The 18,061-nt window shown below is 68.1% G+C and carries 21 protein-coding genes and 1 tRNA gene; 11 read left to right on the forward strand and 11 right to left on the reverse strand.

Annotation, left to right across the window (positions count from 1 at the left end; all coding sequences use genetic code 11):
• Positions 1-4 precede the first annotated feature (4 nt).
• The 8 genes from BKH20_RS14090 (at position 5) to BKH20_RS09410 (ending at position 4,624) form a co-directional block, all read left to right on the forward strand.
• Positions 5-88, forward strand: a complete 84-nt coding sequence (locus BKH20_RS14090; protein ID WP_256693119.1) for an Imm5 family immunity protein — start codon at positions 5-7, stop codon at positions 86-88.
• A 67-nt stretch (positions 89-155) separates the two neighbouring features.
• Complete coding sequence (locus tag BKH20_RS09380) at positions 156-887, forward strand: hypothetical protein (RefSeq protein ID WP_075390837.1); 732 nt, start codon at positions 156-158, stop codon at positions 885-887.
• A 446-nt stretch (positions 888-1,333) separates the two neighbouring features.
• Positions 1,334-1,954: an Imm5 family immunity protein gene (locus tag BKH20_RS09385; RefSeq protein WP_075390838.1), complete on the forward strand. Its 621-nt coding sequence runs from the start codon at positions 1,334-1,336 to the stop codon at positions 1,952-1,954.
• Between the two features lie 67 nt (positions 1,955-2,021).
• Positions 2,022-2,477, forward strand: coding sequence for a hypothetical protein (locus BKH20_RS09390; RefSeq protein WP_143224984.1), 456 nt, complete (start codon positions 2,022-2,024; stop codon positions 2,475-2,477).
• Between the two features lie 20 nt (positions 2,478-2,497).
• Positions 2,498-2,920: a hypothetical protein gene (locus tag BKH20_RS09395; RefSeq protein ID WP_075390840.1), complete on the forward strand. Its 423-nt coding sequence runs from the start codon at positions 2,498-2,500 to the stop codon at positions 2,918-2,920.
• A gap of 116 nt (positions 2,921-3,036) precedes the next feature.
• The gene (locus BKH20_RS09400; RefSeq protein ID WP_256693120.1) at positions 3,037-3,351 is read left to right on the forward strand and encodes a DNA/RNA non-specific endonuclease; all 315 of its coding nucleotides are present in this window, start codon (positions 3,037-3,039) and stop codon (positions 3,349-3,351) included.
• A 10-nt stretch (positions 3,352-3,361) separates the two neighbouring features.
• On the forward strand, positions 3,362-3,937 hold the full coding sequence (locus tag BKH20_RS09405) for a hypothetical protein (protein ID WP_075390842.1): 576 nt from the start codon (positions 3,362-3,364) through the stop codon (positions 3,935-3,937).
• Positions 3,938-4,369: 432 nt separating this feature from the next.
• Positions 4,370-4,624 carry a hypothetical protein gene (locus BKH20_RS09410; protein WP_075390843.1) on the forward strand — a complete coding sequence of 85 codons (255 nt, stop codon included), beginning with the start codon at positions 4,370-4,372 and terminating at the stop codon, positions 4,622-4,624.
• Between the two features lie 206 nt (positions 4,625-4,830).
• On the opposite strand, the gene BKH20_RS09415 is transcribed toward BKH20_RS09410, so the two are convergent.
• The 5 genes from BKH20_RS09415 to BKH20_RS09435 form a co-directional block, all read right to left on the reverse strand.
• On the reverse strand, positions 4,831-5,565 hold the full coding sequence (locus tag BKH20_RS09415; RefSeq protein WP_075390844.1) for a glutamine amidotransferase: 735 nt from the start codon (positions 5,563-5,565) through the stop codon (positions 4,831-4,833).
• Positions 5,566-5,632: 67 nt separating this feature from the next.
• Positions 5,633-6,454: a purine-nucleoside phosphorylase gene (locus BKH20_RS09420; RefSeq protein ID WP_075390845.1), complete on the reverse strand. Its 822-nt coding sequence runs from the start codon at positions 6,452-6,454 to the stop codon at positions 5,633-5,635.
• A gap of 249 nt (positions 6,455-6,703) precedes the next feature.
• Entirely contained in the window at positions 6,704-7,216 is a 513-nt protein-coding gene (locus BKH20_RS09425) for a hypothetical protein (RefSeq protein WP_256693116.1), read from the reverse strand.
• A complete protein-coding gene (locus tag BKH20_RS09430) occupies positions 7,209-7,397 on the reverse strand; it encodes a helix-turn-helix transcriptional regulator (protein ID WP_070658705.1) in 189 nt (62 codons plus the stop codon). The genes BKH20_RS09425 and BKH20_RS09430 overlap by 8 nt, the downstream gene beginning before the upstream one ends.
• A gap of 36 nt (positions 7,398-7,433) precedes the next feature.
• On the reverse strand, positions 7,434-7,829 hold the full coding sequence (locus BKH20_RS09435; RefSeq protein ID WP_256693117.1) for a PTS sugar transporter: 396 nt from the start codon (positions 7,827-7,829) through the stop codon (positions 7,434-7,436).
• A 220-nt stretch (positions 7,830-8,049) separates the two neighbouring features.
• Between BKH20_RS09435 and BKH20_RS09440 the strand changes: the two genes are divergently transcribed.
• Both BKH20_RS09440 and BKH20_RS14925 read left to right on the forward strand, forming a co-directional pair.
• Positions 8,050-8,418 (forward strand): hypothetical protein, encoded by a 369-nt coding sequence (locus BKH20_RS09440; protein ID WP_070658682.1) that lies wholly within the window; start codon positions 8,050-8,052, stop codon positions 8,416-8,418.
• A 77-nt stretch (positions 8,419-8,495) separates the two neighbouring features.
• Positions 8,496-11,552 carry an ATP-dependent RNA helicase gene (locus BKH20_RS14925; protein WP_075390848.1) on the forward strand — a complete coding sequence of 1,019 codons (3,057 nt, stop codon included), beginning with the start codon at positions 8,496-8,498 and terminating at the stop codon, positions 11,550-11,552.
• Positions 11,553-11,583: 31 nt separating this feature from the next.
• Here BKH20_RS14925 and BKH20_RS09450 read toward each other — a convergent pair whose 3' ends face one another.
• From BKH20_RS09450 to BKH20_RS09465, 5 genes are all read right to left on the reverse strand, one after another.
• Positions 11,584-12,048: a nuclear transport factor 2 family protein gene (locus BKH20_RS09450; protein WP_075372486.1), complete on the reverse strand. Its 465-nt coding sequence runs from the start codon at positions 12,046-12,048 to the stop codon at positions 11,584-11,586.
• A gap of 297 nt (positions 12,049-12,345) precedes the next feature.
• A complete protein-coding gene (locus tag BKH20_RS09455; protein ID WP_256693118.1) occupies positions 12,346-13,080 on the reverse strand; it encodes a hypothetical protein in 735 nt (244 codons plus the stop codon).
• The gene (locus tag BKH20_RS09460) at positions 13,077-13,289 is read right to left on the reverse strand and encodes a hypothetical protein (RefSeq protein WP_070658678.1); all 213 of its coding nucleotides are present in this window, start codon (positions 13,287-13,289) and stop codon (positions 13,077-13,079) included. Before BKH20_RS09460 ends, BKH20_RS09455 begins: the two co-directional genes overlap by 4 nt.
• Before the next feature lie 350 nt (positions 13,290-13,639).
• Positions 13,640-13,728 (reverse strand) — tRNA-Ser (locus BKH20_RS14270).
• 130 nt (positions 13,729-13,858) lie between these two features.
• Positions 13,859-14,449 carry a nucleoside deaminase gene (locus BKH20_RS09465; RefSeq protein ID WP_178388582.1) on the reverse strand — a complete coding sequence of 197 codons (591 nt, stop codon included), beginning with the start codon at positions 14,447-14,449 and terminating at the stop codon, positions 13,859-13,861.
• A gap of 175 nt (positions 14,450-14,624) precedes the next feature.
• Here BKH20_RS09465 and betT point away from each other — a divergent pair, with 175 nt between their 5' ends.
• Entirely contained in the window at positions 14,625-16,859 is a 2,235-nt protein-coding gene (betT, locus tag BKH20_RS09470; RefSeq protein WP_075390849.1) for a choline BCCT transporter BetT, read from the forward strand.
• 112 nt (positions 16,860-16,971) lie between these two features.
• Here betT and BKH20_RS09475 read toward each other — a convergent pair whose 3' ends face one another.
• Complete coding sequence (locus BKH20_RS09475; protein WP_075390850.1) at positions 16,972-17,835, reverse strand: aldo/keto reductase; 864 nt, start codon at positions 17,833-17,835, stop codon at positions 16,972-16,974.
• Positions 17,836-18,061 lie beyond the last annotated feature (226 nt).

An 18,061-nucleotide genomic window follows, 5' to 3' on the forward strand; every position in this document is an offset into this window, starting at 1 on the left:
CAAGATTCACAAAACCGATGTCCCCGCTCGTCGGGCCTTCTGGCTGTGGTACCTCGACGAGGCCATCCCAGCAGTCCTGGCCAGCTGAGCACTGAAAGGGAGTGCTCACGCGAGCCGCCCGGCCAGCTGGCACCTGACTGACCAACCCACCAACGGTGGGGGTCGAGTCCTTCCGACTCGACCCCCACCGCCTCACACTCACACACGCAACGGCTGCGGCCGCCTCGACGTGGACGAACATCGCCACCAAGCTGAGCTCGTGCACCAGCGACCTGGACACGGTGTGTTCCAGTCGCCTGGCCGGTCAGGAGTCCTTGGCGGTGGCGACCTTCAAGACCCTGCAGGCCGGCTCCGCCTCCCACCTGCGCATCACCGGCCAGCTGGCCGGCGCGATCTCGGGCGGGCTGACGGTGGCCTCAATGATCGTGCGCATGGTGCACGACATGGTCCGCGACGCGATCTCGGACGTCATCGGCAAGCTGCTGTCAAAGGCGAGCATCACGGTCCTCACCGCAGGTGTGGCCGCCCCCTGGGCGGTGTCCTCGATCGCCACCGACGTGTCCTCCTGGGCCACCCGCCTGGCCAAAGAAGTCACCGACGTGGTGACCTCCGCCAAGAACCTCAAAGGCCTACTAAGCAAAGCCAACCGCTTGCTCGACGACGTCGGCGAGAAGTTCGCCGGCATGGTGGCCATGGCTCTAGGGTACGGCTCCAAGAACGCCGACAATGCCGCTAAAGGAGCAAAGCACGCCGACGACGCAGCCGACGCCGCCAAGGGGGCTGACGGTGCCGTTCCATCCGGCAAGGGTGGCGGTGGCGGAGGGACCCCACCAAGCAAGGGCGGAGGAGGAGACAATCCCGTCAAGAAATCACAGGAAGCTCATTAACGCGCTCAAACAGCAAAAAATGAGTTACCTGCCGGCAATGAACAGAAAACCACTTTTTCCGACCACATCAAAACCCTCAGCGGCTGAAGCAAGGATCGTCCCGACGGATTTCAGGAACCTAATGTGAACGATGTTTTAGCCAAGCAGGAAGAGATTGGGCACCTATTAAGAGATCAGGCCACAGAGATCATGGGGTCGACAGCCAGCAACTAGCTTCGCACGCAGAACGGCAGTTATCATTGACCGCAAAATGCCATACATTGAGGTCTCCAAGAAGGTTCGCTCCGACTGTCACGGATACTTTAGTAAACTGACCCAGCACGAGGGGCGGGATTGGTATGTGACCAACCCTCACGAGACACTGATATTCCGCGCAGACGGAAGTGTGGACTTCCTCAACTGAAGTTCACAACCAACACCCCTAGCCACATAAAAGGACCAACACCATGATTGACATTAATTCAATAAATCGCGAAATTCAGTTGGCTCGATTCGAGTTAAACGATTCAATCAACATTAAAGGAATTCTATCTTTGAGGACTAGGAAACGAGTTTGGAAAGCAATGCTAGACCCAGAGGACACTGAAGGCACGTACCGCCGAAGGACGTCACTGAGGATACTGTGCGTCGAGCAGGTAAAACACCACTGGTACCGCGCCTTTCCGCACGACGAGCGTGTAGACGAGATGATAGCCCTCACTCAAGACGTTGTCGAACAAAGAGAGGACGTAGACACCTCTCAACAATGCGCTGAAAATTTTCTGGCGGACGTACTCGATGAGATTGACGACTTTAATTCGATAACGGAGCCGGCGTCGTTTGTCGCGGACGCCGCGTCAAGCACAGTGATCTCAGCTTGTCATCGTTATCTTGACTATGATATTGCTAATTCAGCAGAAGAGGATGATGAGAGACTTCCGGATGCACTTGATACGAGTTACTGCTGCGCCAGCGCCGCCGCCAAGGTGCTGAACTGGATGCCAGTGGAGGAGACTGACGTGGCTGCTCGTCGGGCCTTCTGGCTGTGGTACCTTGACGAGGCCATCCCCACAGTCCTGGCCGACTGAGCACTGAAAGGGAGTGCTCACACAAACCGACCGGCCAGCTGGCACCTCACTGATCAACATCCCAGCGGTGGGGGTCGAGTCCTTCCGACTCGGCCGCCACCGTCTCACACTCACGCACAGCGGCTGCGGCCCTCACCCGTATCCCGGCCAAGGTCAGCAAGGCCGTCACCACGAAGATGGAGGCAGCCAACGAACGGACATCGAGCTCAAGTTGACGGCCGACAATGGTGATGATATCTGGGCGGACTCCGTCACCACAGACAGCACAATCACTAGAGCTTGGGACGCCAAGCACACAGAAGGTGGACACAGTGCTCTCTACCAAGGCAAGGGCCCCGAATTCCTCATGAAGAAGTTCGACGATGAGATGAGGGTGTACGGCGAGGTGATAAGGTCGTCTGGCAATCCTGTCTCTAGTCTGACCCTGATCACCAACACCCCGGAGTCGCTAGAATTTCTCGGTCAGCGCGCACGAGAGATTCTCGGCCCCGACGTCGAACTGCACATTCAACTGAAACCATAAACTTAGAATAAGGAGTTATCATGGACGTCAGCTATCTCTACTCAACGCTCAACTCAGGGCTCGTTATCGCCGACACTGACACGTTCCTCAGCGAGGGAAAGCGGCATTGGCCAGATTGCAAAACAAGATCCGTGGGGTCCGTCGACCGCGAGACCGACGTAGAAATTCTGCTTGATCCAGACGGGGCGTCGACGATTATCAGTCACTTCAGCGACGGTCAGCTCATATCTGTTGACGGGGCAGATCTTGAGGAGGCTGCCGAAATTGCCGTTTGGGTGAGGTCCCTTAACCCGGACCCCAGCCTGGTGCTATGGTTTACCATCGACAACTTTGATGGTCATACCGTCCTGACTCCTGGCATCACACCCCAGCAGGTCATTGAGCAGTGGGTGGATCATCGTGAGCACGACCCCTATGTGGAGTACCCCGAGTACTTCTCGTGACAACTCCGCCGACACCGATAAGTTCACGGTAACACCCCGCTCCAGGAGACAGCAGAACGAACGACTTACCACTGCTGATCCACTACCGTGACCAGGCATCTTCCTACCGTAGTGACCTGCCCGGTGAGCACAACGGTGGGCATATGGCTGGCACACAGTTCTATGGTCCACCTGAGAAGATCAACGTGGTGGCGATGCTCAAGGAGGTCAACCAGAACATCCCCGACAGCGGCTTCAAGTCCTACCATGTGCTGGAGTCCAAGATCGCCAACAATCCGGGAAACTATAAGGGCTTTGCCGTAGACTTCAACTACCGCGACCCGGCCGGGCCGGAGCTGACCAACACCGAACGAGTACCCACCGAGTTCAAGGCGACGTGGACAGACGCTAAAGGCGTTCCTCAACGTTTGCCGTTCGTGAACCACTATTAGGATAGTTTCTGTGAGTGCTGAGAACCTGAGTGCGCAGGAGGCCTTCGAGCGGTTCGAGGGCATGCTGTGGGACTGGCTGCGTGACAGCGGCGGGACCCGCATCGACATCGACTACCACGCCATCCACCGCACCGGATTTGTCACCAACTGGCTGACGATCGACGGCCAGCGCAAGGGCGTGCTGTTTCCCGCGAAGCTGGACTTCACCATGGATGACCTTCGCCCGGCCCAGGTCGATCCCCACCGGGGTGCGTGGACGTACTCGCACCTGTGGATGGAAGCCTCTGATGGTGTGCTGCATCAGGAGTCGGACTGGATGCGTGAGCCAGTCATTAACGGAGATCCGGTGTCTGAGCAGGGCGCAGCGGTGGAGCTGAGGATTCACCCCCGCGATCCTGAGTTCATCCCGGAGTGGATGGCGACCAAGGCAGCCGCCTTCCACAAGCAGGAGGAGGCCCGAGCACGACGTCGCCAGCGCGACCGGGCCCGCCGGGAACGCAAGAAGGCCGAAGCCGCCCAGGACGCCCAGGCCGCCCAAGCCGCCGAGCAGGGGACCGAGGCGAGCAGCGGCCAGGACGGCCAGTAGGGAACCCGGCCGAGACACTGGGCCCCATCCGTGTACTTGGAGTCACTCTCTGGCGCCATCCAGACGCCTCGCGGATCCGAACTCCTGGTGACGGTGCACTACGTCGGTGCGCCACCACTCACCTGGCCACGTCGCCAGCCCATATCACCAAGGAGTTCTCCCATGTGCACTCGCATGATCATGTCAGCCAACCCCTCGGCCAGCAGCATGTCAGACAGCAGTAGAACCCATCCGCGACTGACCCCCTCGACACGCTCTGGCCCGTACCCACACGGTGGATGCGGGCCAACGCGCTGCAAGGCAAGCGGCACAGGCCCCTCAGACAGCATGATCATGAAGCGCGGCACATTTTGATGATCGATAGATATGTTGGCACTCAAGGCCGCCAGGGCTGCTAGGGTTCAAGAGCCAGTTATCCAATAGGAGGTCAATATGCGACAGACATCCACCCCCAAGCGCTTCCTCGCCCTGGCCCTGAGCGCAGGCATCCTGACCACCGGACTCGCGCTGAGCAGCACCACCGCCAGCGCCGCCGAGCCCGCAGCGGTCACCGCCTCCGCACCCCAGGCCCGCAGCACCGACGACGCCGCCCCCACCGGGTGGTTCGACCGATTCAAGCAGGACTGGCGCAAAGCGGCTCGCAGGTACAACGAAGCAGATCAGAGGGCTGCCAGGAACTTCCGGTAACCGCAACACCAAGGCCCTACCGGGCTGTCTCACAAACTCTCCCAGCCCTTAAGAGCTCAGCGCTGGCACTGTCATCAGAGTGGCTGAGGCCGCCCACCCCGGACACCAACCCTAATCAGACCACGAACCGCGGCTTCGGCCCGCGCTCGCGCAGCGAGCGCGGGCCGAAGTTGCTCTCCCTGAACGCGTATCGGGAAGAACGCCCGTCAGTCGCGGGCGTGGACGGACACGAAGTTGGCCAAGAGCTTCCAGGAGTCGGAGACGTCGTCGAGGCGCACGCGGGCCTGGAGCTCGGCGAGCTCGTCGTCGGCGAAGTAGCCGTGACCGGCGTAGAAGCCGAGCCGGTGGGCGAGGTAGTCGCCGTCGAGCTCGGGGTGGAACTGGGTGGCGTACAAGTTGGACCCGATCCGGAACATCTGGATCGGGCATGCCTCGCCGGTCCCCAGGAGGACGGCGTGGGGCGGCAGCGTCGTGACCGCCTCCTTGTGGGCGACGAAGGCCTGGAAGACCTTCGGGACGCCCGCGCAGATCGGGTCGGCCAGGCCGGCCTCGGTGAGAGTGACCTCCGGGGCGGTGACGGCCTCGCCGTAGGTGGTGTCGACGACGGCGCCCTGATGGCAGGCGAGCGTGCCCACGCCGTAGCAGGCGCCGAAGAAGGGGAAGTCGGCCTCGACGACGCGGTCGAGCAGGCCGGAGAGCTCGGCCTCGACGCGCTTCTGAGTGGCGGACTTCTTATCCGGAGGGGTGGAGGCGTTGAAGGGGGAGCCGCCCACGAGGATGCCGGACCAGTCGTCCAGGTCGATCTGCGGCAGGGACTCGGACTCCAGGCGCAGGCGGCGCAGCGTGGACTCATCCAGGCCGGTGCGCTTGAGGAATGCCTCGTACTCGGCGTCGGCGGGTTCGTCCTCGCTGCGGGTGGCCAGGAAGAGGAAGGGTTTCACGAGATGACCTTAACGGGGGCCGACAGCCTGGGCAGCATCCTTTTCCACGCCGTTCCCAGAATCACGTTCAGGCACCGGCCCGCAGGCCTCTGAGGATCTCCTCGACGGCGGCCAGGGTGACGCCGGAGGCCTGCCGCAGGGAGAGCTGCGCCCGCCCGAGGTTGCCGCCGGCGGCAGGGGCGTCGAGGTAGGTCAGGGCGGAGACCGCCACTCCCCTCGAAGCCAGGATCATGGCCTCGGCCACGGAGTCGGTGACGGCGGCGTCGGCGCCCAGGGAGGCCAGTGCGCGCGACTCGGCCGGGCTCGGACGCAGCGGCCCGGGCACGAGGGCGACCACGGAGCTGCCGCTCACGCCGCGTAGGCTCCCCAGGCGCTCGGTGAGCCTGGCATCCCAGCCCGCCGAGACCATGCCGGCGGCCGGGAAGAGGGAACCACCGGAGACGTTGAGGTGGTCGGCGACGACGCGCACCTGCCCCGGCGCCGTCCCCCCGGCCACGTCACCGGAGCCGCGCAGCGGGGTGGCGCGGGTGACGAGCAGGGCGGCGCGCAGGCGGGCCCCGCTGGCGATCCGGGCCAGCGCCGTCGCACCGCGGGCGGCCTCGCCCTCGTACATGCTGGTGCGACCACGGGCGACGAGGACGCCGAGGCCACCGCGCTCATAGGACACGAGCGCGTCCTCCTGGCCGGGGGCGCTGGGAGCCTGAACGCCGGGCAGGAAGGACAGGCGCACCCGGGCCGAGGGGCGTCCCCAGGCCTGGTCGAGGTCGCGCAGGAAGGCGGGCTCGGCGATGACGAGGAGGTCGTGGCGGGCGCGCCCCGTGGCCAGGAGGATGGAGGCGCCGTCGGGGTCCTCGTCCCAGATTCCTGGCGGGGCGGACTGCTGGACCATGGATTCTCCTCGAGTGCGCCCGGGGCGGGCGATGGGACAGGGAACGATGGCCGGCGCTGGACGCCGGTCAGGGTGGAGCGAAGTCTACGCGAAGACGCCGCCGGCCGCCGCCGGCACCCAACCCACACCCACCAACAAAATCTTCAAAATCGACGCGGCTCCGGGTCGATTCTGAAGATTCCGTCGATGTGTGTACGGGACGGCGGGCCGGGCGGGGCGTGCGGGGCGATGCAACCGCACTCCCTCGGCCTACATCGTGCGGTTGAAGTAGATGTTCCCTCCGATGAAGCTGATCAGCTGGAGCCACAGGACGATGCTCAGGACCAGCATTATCGGCCCTCCGAAGGCGCTCACCGTGACGGCGATGACATTGCCGATGAGCCCGACGACGCCGGTGAGGGCACAGGCCCGCTGCAAGGCGGCCTTGTCACGTTCATCATCCCGCTTCTCAAGCTCCCTGACGAAGAAGGTTTCATATCCGAGCCTCTTGGCGACGAACAGGGCGACGATCGCCAGCATCATGGTCGTTCCCCCGCTGGCAGCACCATAGAGGAAGTCACTGTTCGACGGGATCGTCAACGCCGCCACCCACAGGAGGACCACGGCGACGGCCACGAGCGTCATACGTACGGCGGTGATCTGCCATAGCGCGGTGATTCTCAGATTTCGTCGGCCCTTCGGCGTCGAGTCGGAGGAGGACGAACCGGTGGCCGCAGCGGAGGAAGGAGCGGGCGTGGGCGGCGTGGGCTCTGACTCAGACATGAAAGATCTCCTCAACAGTGGTCTCGAAGTAGCGGGCTATGGCGATGGCCAGGGGAAGGGAGGGGTCGTACTTGCCCTTCTCGATGGAGTTGATGCTCTGCCTGGAGACGCCCAGGGCGACTCCGAGCTGGGCCTGGGTGAGACCGCGGGCCTCGCGCAGGCTACGCACGTCGTTATCCACGATCCTCACCACCCAAGGCGCGGCGAGACAACCGGCTCATGCCGCAGCCGCGTTCCGGGCGTCACGCAGTCGTGGGGACAGCCACGCGACACCGACGATGGAGACGCCGATCATGGCGGCGCCCATGAGACGGACGACCAGCAGAAGCGGTCCGGCGGAGAGATGAGTGGCCGCAGGGTTCACGAAGCCCACCATGATTCCGATGGGGAGGGCGCAGACGAAACCAGCCTGCTGCCCACCGAGCTTCTTGAGGAGCTCGGGCGCCTCCTCGGCACGGACCTCGGGCAGGTGTCGAGCCGAGTACCGGTAGACGAGCAGGTAGAGGACGATCCCAACAGCAAGGCCACCGATCACTCCGGCAATGAAGGTGACACCGGGAGAGGCCTGCGACACGGCGGCCAGGACAGAAGAAGCGGAGACGGCCGAAAGCATGGCGATCACTCCTTGAATAGCCACTCGCCCCACGAGCGAGTGTCGTGTTTGCTTGACATGTCTAGTGTGCTTGACAAAGCCTTCCGCGTCAAGCGTGCTTCACTCGGAGAATCCAGGCCGCCGGCGCCCAGCCAGGCCAGCGGGCCGGCGCGCCGCCTTCACGCAAACGTGATTGCACGCAATGTGCAAGAACAAAGGAAGGTCGTTTAGCATCCCCCTCATGGCTGAGCGAATTTTTACAATTAATGCACCGATCGATCAAGTTCGATCAATCGTTACAGAGCTTTTCACTCGGGAGGGCTGGACCGTCACCCCTTTCTCCGCCGACACTCTCCAGATCACCCGCGGCAAGAAGGGCATGTCCGTCGCCTTCGGTGCGTTCATGGGCCGCAACTTCTATCTTTCGCAGAACCTTCAGTTCGGGACCGGCCCGCACGGCGAGACCCTGGTGCGATACCTGTCCTCGACGGGGTCGGCCATCATCGGCGGCGCGCTCGGCATGCGCAAGTCCCTCAAGACCCATGCCGAGTACGCCGAGAAGCTCGCCGACGCCCTGCAGTCGCGCGACATCCTCATGAGCGTGCGGTAGCCGCCGGCGCCTGCGCGCCCCTGCCCCGCTCCGACGTCGGCCCGCCCGCTCCCTCCCCCACCGGGCACAATCGGGGCATGACTCGCACCGGGCCGCAGGGCCGCACGCAGCCGCCGCAGACCGACCCCATCGGGGCCCTGCTCGCCTCGCCCCCGGACCTGCCGGTGGTCGAGGTGCTGCCCGAGCTGCGCGAGCGCCTCTCCTCCAACCCCTCCGCCTCCGACGACGCCGGCGCCGGCGCCGGTGCCTGCCTGGTCCTCACCGCCCCACCCGGCACCGGCAAGACGACGCTCGTCCCACCGCTCCTGGCCGACGTCCTTATCGACGTCCCCGCCGCTGCACCGGGACGCTCCCCGGAACGCCGGCCGGGCCGCGTCGTCGTCACCCAGCCGCGGCGCATCGCCGCCCGCGCGGCCGCCCGCCGCCTGGCCGACCTGCTGGGAGAGGAGGTCGGCGGCACCGTCGGGTACGCGGTGCGCGGGGAGCGGCGCACCGGCCCGGCGACGCGGATCGAGGTCGTCACCGCCGGGCTCCTCCTGCGCCGCCTCCAGCGGGACCCGGAGCTGAGCGGCGTCGACGCCGTCATCCTCGACGAGGTCCACGAGCGCTCCTTGGACAGCGACCTGCTCCTGGCCCTCCTGGCGGACGCGCGCGCCGCCCTGCGCGAGGACCTCACCGTCGTGGCCATGTCCGCCACGCTCGACGCCGACCGCCTGCGCCGCATCCTGGGCGGCCCCTCGGGCGGCCCCTCAAGCGGCTCCTCGGGTGGCGCCGCCCCGCTGGTGGAGGTGCCCGGTCGCCTCCACCCCCTTGAGGAGGTGTGGGCGCCACCGGGGCGCACCGGTCGCCTCGGGCCGCGCGGGGTGCCGCGGGAGTTCCTCGCCCACGTCGCCACCACCGTGGAGCGGGCCCTGGCCGAGCGCTCCGGTGACGTGCTGGTCTTCCTGCCCGGGGCCCGAGAGGTCGACGACGTCGTCTCCCGCCTGCGCAGTGCGGCCCTGGCGGGCGTGGACGTCCTGCCGCTGCACGGCCGCCTGCCCGCGAGCGCCCAGGACGCAGCCCTGGCCCCCAGCCCGGCAGGGCGGCGGCGCGTCGTGGTGGCCACGAACGTGGCCGAGTCCTCGCTGACGGTGCCCGGGGTGCGGGTGGTGGTGGACTCCACGCTGGCGCGCGAGCCGCGCCTGGACGTGGCCCGCTCCATGAGTGGCCTGGTGACGGTGGGGGTCTCGCGGGCGGCCGGGGTGCAGCGGGCCGGGCGGGCGGGGCGCGAAGGGCCCGGCGTCGTCTACCGCTGCTGCTCGCCGACGGACTGGGCGCGCTCGCCGCTGGCTCCGACCCCGGAGATCCTCTCGGCCGACCTCACCGGTGCGGCCCTGGAGCTGGCCGTGTGGGGCGTGCCCGACGGCGCGGGACTGGCCTGGGTGGATGAGCCGCCGGCTGCGGCGCTGGGGGCCGCCCGGGAGGCGTTGGAGCGCCTGGGCCTGGCCGGCGCCGATGGCGTGACGCCCCTGGGACGGGCGGTGGCCGGGCTGCCGGCGGGTGTGCGTGAGGCGCGGGCCCTGCTGGCGACGGCACCGGTGCTGGGGGCGCGGCGGGCGGCACGGGCGACGGCGCTGCTGACCGCCGACCTGCGCGCGCCCGGCGGGGACCTGACGGCCCTGGCCAGGCAGGTACGCGGTGGCGGGGCCGGGTCGGAGGCGTGGAAGGCGGAGGCGCGCCGACTGGAGCAGGCCTGCCGGCGCGCCGCCGCTGAGCAGTCGGGGCGCGCCGAGGAGCCGCGCCCCGAGAGCGGTGGACCACAGGCTCCGGGCGCGACGGGTGTGTCAGGCCCGCCGGCCGCGGACCGCGGCCGGGAGGCTGCCGGACGACCCGAGGATCCAGCCTCCGCGAGCGGTGGACCGCAGGCACCTGACGCGTTGGAGACCTCCGGTTCGCCGGGCACGGGCCGGGAGGGTGCGGGCCGGCCCGGCGGCGTCGGCGGAGACGCTCTCGGGGGCGGCGAGGGTGCCGGGGCGCGTGACCTGGAGTCGGCGGTGGCGCTGGTGGCCGGGACGGCGCAGCCGCAGTGGATCGCTCGACGTCGGGGGCCGGCGCCGCAGGCGGGCAAGGAGGCGCACTACGCGAGCGTCGCCGGGACCGGGCTGCGCCTGCCGGCGGGCTCGGCGCTGGCGGAGTCCGAGTGGCTGGCGGTGGCCGGCGTCGACCTGACCGGTGGGCGCGGGGACGCGCTCATCCGGGCCGCGGCGCCCCTCGATGAGCAGACGGCCCTGGAGCTGGCCGGGGCCTGGCTGGCCGAGGAGGAGCGAGCCGTCTGGGAGGGCGGACGCCTGCGCACGGAGCGCCTGCGCCGCCTGGGGGCCATCACGCTCACCACCACCCCGGGGCCGCCGCCGGGTCCGGCACAGGTGGCGGACGCCGTCGTCGCGCGGGTGCGCGCCGAGGGGGCCGGTGCCGGCTTGGCGGTGCTGCCGTGGGATGAGGAGGCGCGCGGCCTGCGCGCCCGGCTGGCCCTGCTGCACGAGCACCTGGGTGAGCCCTGGCCGGATATGAGTGATGCGGCCCTGGCGGAGCGGGCCGAGGAGTGGCTGGCACCGGCGGTGGCGAGCCTGGCCGGGCAGGCCGGAGGATCAGGCGGACCGGGTAGGTCGGGTGAGTCGGCGTCGTCGGGCCCGGGCGGCCGGCGTTTCAGCCTGGAGCGGCTGAATGTCGCCCAGGCGCTGCGGGCGCTGCTGCCATGGCCGCAGGCGGCGCGCCTGGACGAGCTGGTGCCCGAGCGCCTGGAGGTTCCCTCCGGCTCACAGGTGCGGGTGGACTACACGGCGGTGGTCGGCGGCGCGGGCCCGGTGGACCCGGCCGAGGCCGGGCGGGTGGGCCGGCCGGTGCTGGCGGTGCGGGTCCAGGAGTGCTTCGGCTGGGCGGCCACGCCGCGGATCGTGGAGGGCCGGGTGGCGGTGCTGCTGCACCTGCTCTCTCCGGCGCGCCGCCCGGTGGCGGTCACCGACGACCTGGCCTCCTTCTGGGAGCAGGGCTACCCGCAGGTGCGCGCCGAGATGCGGGGCCGCTACCCCAAGCACGCCTGGCCGGAGGACCCGTGGAACGCGCCCGCCACGAGGGGGACCAGGCGGCGTCGGTAGGTGGGAACGAGGCTCACCGGTCGACGGGGCCTCACCAGGTGGAGGCGTCCAGGCGGCTGAAGCGGAAGCCGGTGGGGTTGCGCTCAGTGTCGGGGTCGGCGTCGGGCACGACGTATCCGACGATCTGGAGGTTCCAGGTGCCGCGCCCGCCCCACAGGGTGGCCGTGGTGCGGGTGCGGCCGCGCACCACCGGGAAGCCGGCGATGGTGTCGAGCTGGACGGAGACCACCTCGTGGGAGTGGTAGCGCATGGCGCCGTTGGCGATGTCGCCGAGCCACTCGACCTTGGGCTGGGGGTAGCCGGTCATGTGAGTCAGGACGCAGTAGTCGGTGAGCAGGGCGTCGATTGCCTTGGTGTCGGCGGCGACCATGGCGTCGCACAGGAGTGAGTAGAGCTCGGCGGCCGCGCGGGGCGCGATCTCGGAGGCGTGGGGGTGCGGGCGGACCTGCGTGTGGGAACGGGACAGGGTTCGGGATTCGTGGGGACGGCGACTCATGGGCCAAGAGTAAGGCCCGACGTCGAATATATGAGGGACCAACAGCGCTCCCGCGGCCGGATCGGGGGCGCAGGGTCCTCGTCGGGGCGCAGGCCCCTGCGGGCCTCATACGGCAGCTACTCCACGAGGGTGGGGATCTACTGGCCGGGGGTTGTGCGTACTGCACGAGAGCCCCACCTACGTGGAGTACACCCGCTCCTCCCCCAGCGGCCCCCGACCCTCGTGCAGTACGGGGTCTCTCGGAGCGGACTACCAGGTGAACTGCTCAGGGCCTTCCTCGGCCCTCGTGCGATGCACTCAATACCGCCCTAACCACTCCGCACGATCGCTCTCCAGCTGGTAGCCCTCCGGAGGAGTGACTGCCCACCCCATCTCCCGAAGGACATCCGCAGCGATACCGCTCGATGACCGGACAATGGCTTTCGCCTGCTCCGTTCTCCAGCGAGCTCGGGCCTGATCAAGTTCCTGGCGCGCGTGAGGAGGATGGTCGACTCCAAGCTCCTCGATCAGCATTGTCAGGAAGTCCTCCAGAGCGGGCCGCAGCCTCGGACCCCCGACAGGGAAGTGAATGTCAGAGATCTGGGGAGTCTTCTCAGCGTCTCCCCGCTTCTTGACCGTGCTTCGTCCGCTGCCACGGCCATCGCGGGACATCATGAAGGTCCAGGCGTCACGATGCGCGTGAATATGAAGGTGTGAGCAAGGAACATTCACCCGGGGACGGCGCCGGTAGTCAAGACGAGCAAGCCACTCGCCTCCGCCATGCGGTCTCAGGCCGAACGTCGAGCCCTCAATGATCATGTACGGATGCTGTGTTGATATCGAACAGGTGTAAGACACGACGAGATCGAGGAGCTTCTTGCCGCCGATGGATAGGACGACAGGAGCCTTCTCCTGCGGATGAACAGCCGCCTTCCACGGATCCTCTCCTGCGATGTCGACCTGGAACTCAGGCGCTGCCGGGCAAACCGCACGCACTGTATGAGTCAGGCCCTCCGCAAAACGGAAGGTCTGCTCATCCGCCCCGGTGATCACTTGCCGAGGAGGAACATCAAGCTGTGGTACTCAGAGAACAGCTTGAGGTCGTCCGACGGATACTCACCGGTGTACTCCTGAGCGAGTGCAGCATCAACACTGCCGAACCGACGCTCGAGCGCACTGACAACAGCCCTCTCTCGCGCCTCAAGCTCGGCCTGCGAGAAGTGCTTGACGACTCCACGTGACGGAACAAGGGCGGTGGACATATGACTGTCTCCTTCCGTGGTCGTACAAGCACTGTAACGCATCGCTACGACACGAACCGCTCCCTCTTCCGTGACGGCCGGCGAGTAGGCCTCAGCCGGAAGAAACCGCCCCGAACTCCACGAGGGTGGGGATCTACTGGCCGGGGGTTGTGCGTACTGGACGAACCCCCGAACCCCGTGGAGTACACCCGCCCCCCCAGTGGCCCCCGACCCTCGTGCAGTATGGGCGTCTCACGACCTCGAGCAGCCGCCGGCCATCGACACGGGCGGCCTCGAAGCGGGGAACCGAAACAGGGAACGCGAAGGGCCCGCCGCGCAGCTCCTGGCTGCTCGTCGGGCCCTCGCCGTGGTGGCGGTAGCGCTGGGATTCGAACCCAGGGTGGCTATGAACCACACAGACTTTCGAGATCTGCACCTTCGGCCGCTCGGACACGCTACCTCGACCACGAGGTTACACGGACGTTGCCCCGCTCCCCAACGCGACGTCCTGCGGTATCAGTCACGACCGACATCGTGCCCGGCAGACCCGGCAACCCACCGGCCCCAGCGGGCCCGGCCGGCGGGCCCCGTCAGCGGCGGTCGGCGAAGGAGGCGGTCAGGAGGTCCTGGGACTCCTGGGCTCGCAGGCCGGCGCGCACCTCGACCTGGTGGTTGGCGCGGGCGTCGCGCACGACGTCGCGCACCGAGCCGCAGGCCCCGGTCCGCGGCTCCCAGGCCCCCAGGACGAGTCGGGCCACCCGGGCCAGGACGATGGCGCCGGCGCACATGGTGCACGGCTCGAGGGTGACCACGAGGGTGCAGCCGTCCAGGTGGGAGTCACCCAGGGCGGCGCCGGCGGCGCGCAGGGCGCGAATCTCGGCGTGTGCCGTCGGGTCGTGCTCGGCCTCGCGGGCGTTGGCGGCCTCGGCGAGGACCGCCCCCTCCAGCGAGAGCACGACGGCGCCCACCGGCACCTCCCCCGCCGCGCCCGCCGCGCGGGCCAGCTCCAGGGCGCGCACCATGGCGGCGTCGATGACCGGACTGGCGGCCGGGCTGAAGGGCGGCTTGATGACCGTACCGCCGCCCCACCCCACGGCGACACCCACCCGCTCACCGAGCGCGCCGGCGTCGGTGGCCGGGGCCGGCGGGCTCGGTGGCTGCGCAGAGGCTGAAGACGTCACGGGTGCATTATCTCGTTATAGGCTCCCCACAACACGCCCGGGCTCGGACAGCCGCCCCACCAGTCCCGGCGCCGCGCCCCCGAGACCGTGGCGGCCCCACTGGCCCCGCGCACGCCCCAAGCCCCGCGTCCCCAAGAAGCCCCCGTGAAGACCCCACGAAGAACGGAGCAGGTCGGTGAGCCGGTCCCCCGAATCGAGCGATGAGAGCGTGTCCGCGCCACGCAACCCCTCAGAGGGCTCCTCCCGGCCGGCCCCGTCGTCGGACCGCTTCTCAGTGCTGCGCCTCCCCGGCGGCTCCCTCCCCAGCACCCTGCTCGGCAAGCTGCCGGGCAAGGAGCCCCTCAACCCGGTGGTGTTCTTCGTGTCGGCCACCATCATCGCGATCGTCGCCCTGGCCGCGCTCGTCGCCCCCGACCTCGTCAAGAGCGCCTTCGGGGCGGCCGTGACCTGGACGAGCCGATGGTTCGGCTCCTTCTACATCCTGCTCATCACGGCCGCGCTCGTCTTCATCCTGGGCCTGGCCTTCTCCCGCTTCGGGCGCATCCGCCTGGGCCCGGACAACTCGACGCCGGACTTCTCCACCTTCGCCTGGACGGCCATGCTCTTCGCCGCCGGCATCGGCACCGAGATCCTGTTCTTCGCCGTCGCCGAGCCGGTCGACCAGTACGTGCACCCGCCCACCGGCGACGCCCAGGCCATCCCCCCGGCCACCCGCGCCCGCGAGGCCATCGTCCTGTCCCTGTTCCACTACGGCATCTCCGGCTGGGGCCTGTACGCCCTCGTGGGCCTGGCCATGGCCTACTTCGCCTACCGTCGCCGCGACACCCTCACGCTGCGCTCCACCCTGCGCCCGCTGCTGGGCCGGCACACCGAGGGCGTCATCGGCGACATCGTCGACGCCGCGGCCCTGGTCGGCGGGGTCTTCGGCATCGCCGCCTCGCTGGGGGTCGGCGTCGTCCAGCTGAACGTGGCCCTCAACATCCTGTTCGGGCTGCCGCAGGGCTTCCCCACCCAGATCGGGCTGACCACCCTTGCCGTCGTCATGGCCACCGTCTCGGCCGTCTCCGGCGTCGACCGGGGCGTGCGCGTCCTGTCCACCATCAACGTGCTCCTGGCCATCGGCCTGGCCCTGTGGGTGCTCGTCACCGGTGACGCCGCCTTCCTCATCGACGCCCTCATCGGCTCCATCGGCGACTTCTTCACCCGCTTCCCGCAGCTGACGCTGGAGACCTACGCCTACAACCGCCCCGATGACTGGCTCAACGCCTGGACCCTGTTCTTCTGGGCGTGGTGGATCGCCTGGGCGGCCTTCGTGGGCATGTTCCTGGCCCGCATCTCACGCGGCCGCACCATCCGCCAGTTCGTGCTCGGCAGCCTCCTGTTGCCCTTCTGCTACATCCTCATGTGGGTGGCGATCTTCGGCAACCACGCCCTGGACCTGGTCATCCGCGGCAACGGCGAGTTCCGGGACATCACCCTGGAGCGGCCCGAGCAGGGGCTGTACTGGATCCTGGAGCACCTGCCGGGCCAGAAGATCCTCATCGCCCTGGCCCTGTTCGTGGGGATCCTCTTCTACGTCACCAGCGCCGACTCCGGCGCCTTGGTCATGGCCAACCTCTCCAGCCGCATCCGCTCGGCGCGCCAGGACGCCGCCCCCTGGCTGCGGATCTTCTGGGCCGCCCTGACCGGGATCCTCACCATCGCGATGCTCGTAGCCGGCGGCATCCCCATCCTCCAGCAGGCCACCATCGTCATGGCGCTGCCCTTCTCCGGGGTCCTCATCCTCATCATGTACACCCTGTGGCGCTCCCTGAGCACCGAGGACACCTACAACCAAGCCCTGAGCCAGGCCGACCGCAACCGGGCCCTGGGCCTCAACGGCTCGGCCGCGGGGCTGGAGCAGACGCCCTGGCGCGAGCGCCTGGCGCACACCCTCAACTCGGTCTCCCCCGACGAGGCCGGCAACGCCATGGAGCGGCGCATCGTGCCGGCCCTGGAGGCGGTGGCCACCGAGCTGCGCAAGGAGAACGTCTCCGCCGAGGTCTTCGTCGAGGGCCCCGAGGCCCAGGACCCCGACGACGAGCGCACCTTCCTGGGGCGCGCCAGCCTGGTGGTCTCCTCCCACCCGGCCACCGACAGCGGCGAGGAGCAGTCCAGCTCCATCGACTCCTTCCGCTACGTGGTGCGCATGGTGGTCACGCCGGTGCCCGCCTACGGCTTCGCCGTCCACGAGGCCGACGACCTCACGGTGCGCCTCGAGGTGCGCCCGCACAGCGGCGGCCAGGGCTACGACGTCGTCGACTGGAACTCCGACCAGGTGGCCCACGACGTCCTGGACCACTACGAGCGCTGGCTGGAGTACGTGGGCACCTCCGAGAAGAGCGAGTCCCGGTTCTCCCGGCGGCTCTGAGGCGCGCTCCCGCGCCCGCCGTCGGGGCTGCCCCGGCCCACTGCCTCCTCACCGGCTCCTCCCCGCCGGATGCGGCCGCCGGTAGCAGGATGCGGCCGTAGGCGGCCCGGGGTCAGTCCGCCTCGACCGTGAAGGAGGCGAGGCGCTCCTGGAAGGCGGGGTCGTAGTGGTTGACGACGCCCTGCCCCTCGTCGAGGGAGGCGATGGTCCGCATGTCGGCGTCGTCGAGCTGGAAGTCGGTGACGTCGAGGTTGGTGACCATGCGCTCGCGGTGGACCGTCTTGGGGATGACGATGATGTCCAGCTGGATGAGGTAGCGCAGGGCCACCTGGGCGGCGGTCTTGCCGTACTTCTCGCCGACGGCGGTGAGCACCGGGTGGGTGAAGATGTTGTTGCGGCCCTGGGCGAGCGGTCCCCAGGACTCCAGGGCGGTGCCGTACTTGGTGTACCAGGTGCGGTTGTCGGCCTGCTGGTTGAAGACGTGGGTCTCCATCTGGTTGACGGCCGGAGGCACCTCGACGTGCTGCGCCAGGTCCACGAACCGGTCGGGGAAGAAGTTGGAGACGCCGATGGCGCGGACCTTGCCGGCGGCCAGGGCCTTCTCCATGGCGCGGTAGGTGCCGTAGTAGTCGCCGAAGGGCTGGTGGACGAGCAGCAGGTCGACGTAGTCGGTGCCCAGGCGGCGCAGGGAGCCGTCGATGGAGCGGGCGGCGCGCTCCTCCCCGGCGTTGGTGAGCCACACCTTGGTGGTCACGAAGATGTCCTCGCGGGGCAGCCCGCAGTTGGCGACGGCCGCGCCCACGCCCTCCTCGTTGCGGTAGGCCTGGGCGGTGTCGACGTGGCGGTAGCCGACCTCGAAGGCCTCGAGCACGGCCCGCTCGGTCTCCTCCGGCGGGGTCAGGAAGACGCCGTAGCCGATCTGCGGGATGTCGACGCCATTGTTGAGAGTGATGGTGGGGGTGGAGCCGTTGGCCATGAGTTCTCCTTCGATGCGGTCGGTGACGGCAACCTAGCCCCGCAGGTGGGTGCGACGTCAGCACCGTTCGCCCCCGGCCCAACCGGCGTGTGCGAGCTGTCCTGGCCTAGTCGCACGCCCGAATCTGGACCTGCCCACGCTCCCTAGTCCGAACCCGGCCACGTACCCCACTGCTGGCGGACCCGCCATCCGCGCGAGAGATGTGTGGTCGGGTTGTGCATCGGGA

Source organism: Actinomyces oris, assembly GCF_001937445.1.
In the GTDB taxonomy this organism is placed as follows: domain Bacteria; phylum Actinomycetota; class Actinomycetes; order Actinomycetales; family Actinomycetaceae; genus Actinomyces; species Actinomyces acetigenes.